Genomic DNA, 5436 nt, shown 5'->3' with positions numbered 1-5436 from the left:
CACTCCGCGGTCTCTTCCGGATCACGATCAGGCAGCTGGGCAGTCAACCCGCTGAGGATGTGTGAGGTCTCTTCTCCTGCAGCCACGTCCAACCTCTCTTCATTGAATGTATGGGCGCTTTCACTGTGGGGCGCTCAAGAATTTCGTATTGTGAGAATAAAATTCTGTAATTCGAGATTACGTGCGCTCATGGGCAGCGTCAACACGGATCACATGTCCGCAATAGTCAACTGGGAATCCTGCCCGCAATCAACCAAATGTGACCCTGCATACATCGGGGACCCTTGACCGAGAGTGACCTGCGTCATAGAGTGTTTTCACTATTCAATAACTTGTTTCCGCTATGTGGAAGCAGTACGAAGTGGAGATCCACGATGCAGACGACTTCATCAGTCGGCGTCACTGAGACTCCGGGAGGCGCAACAGCCGGTGGTCCCAACCACCCGTCCGTAGGAAATACGGATCTTTGCGCTATTGCTTCCGAAGCCGCAGGCCGTACCATCAGCCCTAGTCTTTACAACATCGACCTCGCACCCACCAAGGCCAAAGGCCGGAAGTGGACCAGTTACAGCATCTTCACCCTCTGGGCCAATGACGTCCACAGCCTGGGTAACTATGCCTTTGCCATCGGCCTGTTCTCCCTTGGTTTGGGAGGCTGGCAAATCCTGGTGGCGCTGGGAATCGGCGCCGTCCTGCTTTTTGCGCTCCTTAACTTCTCAGGCTTCATGGGCCAGAAGACAGGCGTTCCGTTCCCCGTCATGAGCCGCATCAGCTTCGGCATCCGCGGCGCGCAGATCGCCAGCCTTGTCCGCGGCGCCGTTGCCGTTGCCTGGTTCGGTATCCAGACATACTTGGCCTCGGTGGTCCTGCGCGTCATGCTCGTGGCCATGGCTCCCGGATTGAAGGACCTGGACAGCAACTCCATCCTGGGCCTCTCAACCCTGGGCTGGCTTTCCTTCGTGGCACTGTGGATCGTACAACTGGTCATCGTCAGCTTCGGCATGGAAATGATCCGTAAGTACGAGGCCTTTGCCGGCCCCGTCATCCTGGTGACCATGGCCGCTATCGCCGTCTGGGTCTTCATCGAGGCCGGCGGAGCCATTCAGTGGTCCGGCATCAAGGGCCTCGAAGGCGGCGAAATGTGGCTCACCATCTTCGCCGGCGGAGCCCTCTGGGTGTCCATCTACGGAACGTTCGTCCTGAACTTCTGCGACTTCACACGCTCTTCCACGTCCAAGAAGTCAATCGTCAAGGGTAACTTCTGGGGTATCCCCATCAACATGCTCGTCTTCGGCGCGATCGTCGTGGTCATGGCCGGCGGGCAGTACAAGATCAACGGTACGGTCATCGAAAGCCCCTCGGACATCGTCCAGAGCATCCCCAACACGCTCCTGCTGGTCCTGGCCTGCCTGGCCTTGCTGATCCTGACCGTTGCAGTGAACCTGATGGCCAACTTCGTCGCTCCCGTCTACGCGCTGACCAACCTCTTCCCGCGGCACCTTAACTTCCGCAAGGCAGCATGGGTCAGCGGCACCATTGGCCTGATCATCCTGCCGTGGAACCTGTACAACAACCCGATCGTGATTGTGTACTTCCTGGGCGGTCTCGGCGCGCTCCTCGGTCCGCTGTTCGGCGTGATCATGGCCGACTACTGGCTGGTCCGGCGCGGCAAGGTCAACATCCCCGAGCTCTACACGGATGACCCCAAGGGCGCCTACTTCTACAAGCGCGGAGTGAATCCGAAAGCCATCATCGCGATGATTCCGGCAGCCGGCCTGGCAATCGCCATCGCCTTCATTCCGGGGCTGGCAGCGGCCGCGCCGTTCGCCTGGTTCATCGGTGCCGGAGTTGCCGCGTTGACGTACTTCGCTGTAGCGGACAAGAAGCAGGTCCACGAAGACGTCTCCGGCGAGCCGATCGCCGTCGCCAGCACGCACTAGGGCGCCAGCACGCACTAGGCGCCGGCGTTCCATGCGCCATCACTGAGCGCCAGCCACCCAAAGACACAGAGGAAATCCATGCGCATCCTTGTCGCAAACGTCAACACCACGCAGTCCATGACGGACTCCATTGCAGCCCAAGCACGTGCCGCTGCTGCCCCCGGTACAGAGATTGTGGGCATCACGCCCCGCTTTGGCGCCGATTCCTGCGAGGGCAACTTCGAGAGCTACCTCGCGGCCATCGCCGTCATGGACGCTGTGGTCAACTATCCCGAACCGTTCGACGCCGTCATCCAAGCCGGCTACGGCGAACATGGCCGTGAGGGTCTCCAGGAACTCCTGGACGTGCCTGTAGTGGACATCACCGAAGCTGCGGCCAGCACGGCGATGTTCCTGGGCCACAAGTATTCGGTGGTCACCACGCTTGACCGTGCCGTTCCGCTCATCGAGGACCGGCTCAAGCTCGCCGGGCTGGACGCCCGCTGCGCCTCGGTCCGGGCAAGCGGCATGGCCGTGTTGGAGCTTGAGGAATACCCTGAGCGTGCTGTCGAAGCGATTGTCGGGCAAGCCGAACAAGCGGTACAGAACGACAAGGCCGAGGTCATCGTGCTCGGCTGCGGCGGCATGGCCGGGCTGGACGAGCAGATCCGCCAGCGAACAGGAGTTCCGGTGGTGGACGGAGTCGCCGCCGCGGTCACTATCGCAGAGTCACTGGTCCGGCTCGGGTTGTCCACGTCCAAGGTGCGCACCTACGCCACTCCGCGCCCGAAGACTGTCGTAGGCTGGCCGATAACAGCAGCCCAGCCCGCCGAAGCGCGCTGAGCGGACTGCAGAAGGCAACCCCCTGAAAGGCAACCATATGAGTGACCCAAGCCTGCCCGCAGACCCGAGGGTCGCCGTCGTTACCGGAGCCGGTTCGGGCATAGGGCGGGCGGTGGCCCGGCTGATGCTTGCCAAGGGCTATCGCGTGGCGCTGGCAGGACGGCGCGAGGCGCAGCTGCTCGAAACCGCGGGCGACCATCCGGAAGCCCTTGCTGTGCCTTGCGACGTGACAGCGCCCGACGACGTCGCGCGCCTTTTCGGGGAGGTCCGCCAACGCTGGGGCCGGGTTGATGTGCTGTTCAACAATGCCGGCGTTTTCGGACCGTCGGGCGATGTGGGCCAGATCAGCGTGGACGAGTGGGAAGCTACCCTGCGTGTCAATGTGACCGGCTCGTTGCTGTGCGCGGCCGAGGCGGTGCGGACCATGAAGGCCCAAGAGCCGCAGGGCGGGCGCATCATCAACAACGGTTCCATTTCAGCGCATTCGCCCAGGCCACGGTCTGTGGCGTACACGGTCACCAAGCATGCCATGACGGGCCTGACCAAGAGCATCGAGCTCGACGGCCGGGAATTCGGGATCACGTGCGGGCAAATCGACATCGGCAATACCCGCACGGAGATCATGGACACCATCGGCGTGGGCTCGGGTGCCCTCCAGGCCGATGGCAGCCGCCGCGTGGAGCCGATGTTCCCCGTGGAAGACGCCGCCCGGGCCGTGCTGATGATGGCGGACATGCCTGCGTCGGCGAGTGTCGGATCCTTGGTGGTGACCGCGGCCGGCATGCCTTTCGTGGGCCGCGGCTAACTCCATAGCCACACCCCCGTACCGCCACGACCCACTTTGCTTTTCGAATGCCCGTGACACGCCTGCAGAGGGTGTGTCGCGGGCATTCCTGCGTCAAAAGGGGTGGTGGAGGCCCGGGGTCCCTCAACTCCGCACCAAATATGACTTCCACAATATGGAAAATCAATTCCCCCTTGCGGAATGATGTGAGCAGGATTACATTGAAAACAACCCCCCAAATGTGGGGCTGTTCCCAACTGATTGGTTCAGATCAATGAAGATCCCAGACCCCGCGGCGCTGAAGGCGAGTTCGGCCCCGCAGAAGAAGAAGCCGCTGTACAAGTCGCTCTTCTTCCAAATTCTGATCGCCGTAGTCGCAGGTGTGCTCATCGGTCATTTTTGGCCGACCATCGGGTCCGCACTCCGGCCACTGGGTGATGGATTCATTCAACTCATCAAAATGATCATTGCCCCGCTGATTTTCCTCGTGATCGTCACGGGCATCTCGGCAGTGGGCGACGTCAAGGCGGTCGGAAGGGTCGGGGTCAAGGCCCTCCTCTACTTCACCGGCGCCACTCTTTTTGCCCTGGTCTTCGGACTCATCGTCGGAAACATTGTCCAGCCCGGTGCCGGTCTGAACATTGATCCATCAACGCTCTCCCAGGAGGCGCTGGACGCCAAGACCGGCCATGCAGTTCCCAAGGACGCGGCAGCGTTCATCCTGGACATCATTCCTGCCAGCGTGGTTGGCGCCTTCGCCAGCAACAGCCTTCTCCAGGTCCTCTTCTTCTCGGTCTTCTTCGGTGCTGCCATCGTGGTCATCGGCCGCGAGCGTTGCCTTCCCGTCATCAGCCTCATGGAAACCATCCTCGAGCTGATCTTCAAGATCATGTCCTGGATCATGAAGCTGGCCCCCATCGGTGCCTTTGGTGCCATGGCGTTCATCATCGGCCAGTACGGGGTGGGGACGCTCGGGACCTATGCGCTCCTGATAGCGTGCTGCTACGGAGCGGCGATCATCTTCATCGGCCTGCTGTTCGTGGTGGCGTGGGGCTTCGCCCGCGTTCCGCTGTGGCAATTCCTGAAGTACACCCGCGAAGAATTCCTCCTTGCGCTCGGCACGGCCTCCACCGAGGCTGTGATGCCACGCATCATGACCAAGCTGACCAACGCAGGCTGCTCCCGTGCCACCACCGGCCTTGTGGTCCCCACGGGCTACTCCTTCAACCTTGACGGCGCCGCGATCTACCTGTCGATCTCGCTGCTGTTCCTGGCCCAGGCTTTCGGTCACAACCTCGATCTCGGCCAGCAGCTGGCAGCCCTCGGCGTTCTGCTGCTGACCTCCAAGGGCATGGCCGGCGTCCCGGGCTCGTCCTTCCTGGCGCTCTCCGCTACCGCCGCTGCCCTGGGTATCTTCCCGGTTGCCGGCGTGGCACTACTCCTCGGTGCCGACCGCCTCATGGACTCCATGCGCGTAGTCGTGAACCTCCTCGGCAACTGTGTAGCAACGTTCGTGGTTGCCAAATGGGAAGGCCAGTTCGACCGCAGCGTCATGGTCCGGGCCTTCAACGGTGAGATCACCAACGAGGACACGGCCATCATGCTTGGCAAAGAGGACATCTTCGAGCAGCAGGAACTGGAACGCATCAGCAGCGGCCAGAACCCCTCGCCGAAGTTCCGCGGCGGCCCCACATCAGACGAGATCCCGCAGTTCGAAATGAGCAAGCCGGGACAACCGTCCACCCCGGTCTGCCCGGACTGACACGGACCCAAAGCCGGAGGCCCCTCAAGGTGAGGCGGTTTCTAGGGGTCGTTGCAACACCTGTTGGTTAGGTGGTTTGTAGTAAATCACGTAAACGCTCGGCTGGGGTTTTCCAGCCGAGCGTTTTG

The 5436-nt window shown here is 61.6% G+C and carries 4 protein-coding genes; all 4 read left to right on the top strand.

Translation table 11 applies throughout. The features are described from left to right. Positions 1 to 374: 374 nt before the first annotated feature. The 4 genes from ACFRJ9_RS23830 (at position 375) to ACFRJ9_RS23815 (ending at position 5308) form a co-directional block, all read left to right on the top strand. Positions 375 to 1940 (top strand): NCS1 family nucleobase:cation symporter-1, encoded by a 1566-nt coding sequence (locus ACFRJ9_RS23830; RefSeq protein WP_377673360.1) that lies wholly within the window; start codon positions 375 to 377, stop codon positions 1938 to 1940. A 78-nt stretch (positions 1941 to 2018) separates the two neighbouring features. Further along, positions 2019 to 2762 carry an aspartate/glutamate racemase family protein gene (locus ACFRJ9_RS23825; protein ID WP_377673358.1) on the top strand — a complete coding sequence of 248 codons (744 nt, stop codon included), beginning with the start codon at positions 2019 to 2021 and terminating at the stop codon, positions 2760 to 2762. Positions 2763 to 2799: 37 nt separating this feature from the next. Next, a complete protein-coding gene (locus tag ACFRJ9_RS23820) occupies positions 2800 to 3567 on the top strand; it encodes an SDR family oxidoreductase (RefSeq protein WP_377673355.1) in 768 nt (255 codons plus the stop codon). A 253-nt stretch (positions 3568 to 3820) separates the two neighbouring features. Continuing rightward, positions 3821 to 5308 carry a cation:dicarboxylate symporter family transporter gene (locus ACFRJ9_RS23815; protein ID WP_377673353.1) on the top strand — a complete coding sequence of 496 codons (1488 nt, stop codon included), beginning with the start codon at positions 3821 to 3823 and terminating at the stop codon, positions 5306 to 5308. Positions 5309 to 5436 lie beyond the last annotated feature (128 nt).

Origin of the sequence: Paenarthrobacter sp. NPDC056912, from assembly GCF_042786555.1 — a bacterium.
In the GTDB taxonomy this organism is placed as follows: Bacteria; Actinomycetota; Actinomycetes; order Actinomycetales; family Micrococcaceae; genus Arthrobacter.
Note: the sequence above shows the minus strand (reverse complement) of the source record. Positions and strands in the feature narration are given on the sequence as shown.

Excerpts from the sequence above, each read along its gene's own strand:
- ACFRJ9_RS23815 (WP_377673353.1), top strand. The coding sequence starts at position 3,821 with ATGAAGATCCCAGACCCCGCGGCGCTGAAGGCGAGTTCGGCCCCGCAG.
- ACFRJ9_RS23830 (WP_377673360.1), top strand. The coding sequence starts at position 375 with ATGCAGACGACTTCATCAGTCGGCGTCACTGAGACTCCGGGAGGCGCA.
- ACFRJ9_RS23825 (WP_377673358.1), top strand. The coding sequence starts at position 2,019 with ATGCGCATCCTTGTCGCAAACGTCAACACCACGCAGTCCATGACGGAC.
- ACFRJ9_RS23820 (WP_377673355.1), top strand. The coding sequence starts at position 2,800 with ATGAGTGACCCAAGCCTGCCCGCAGACCCGAGGGTCGCCGTCGTTACC.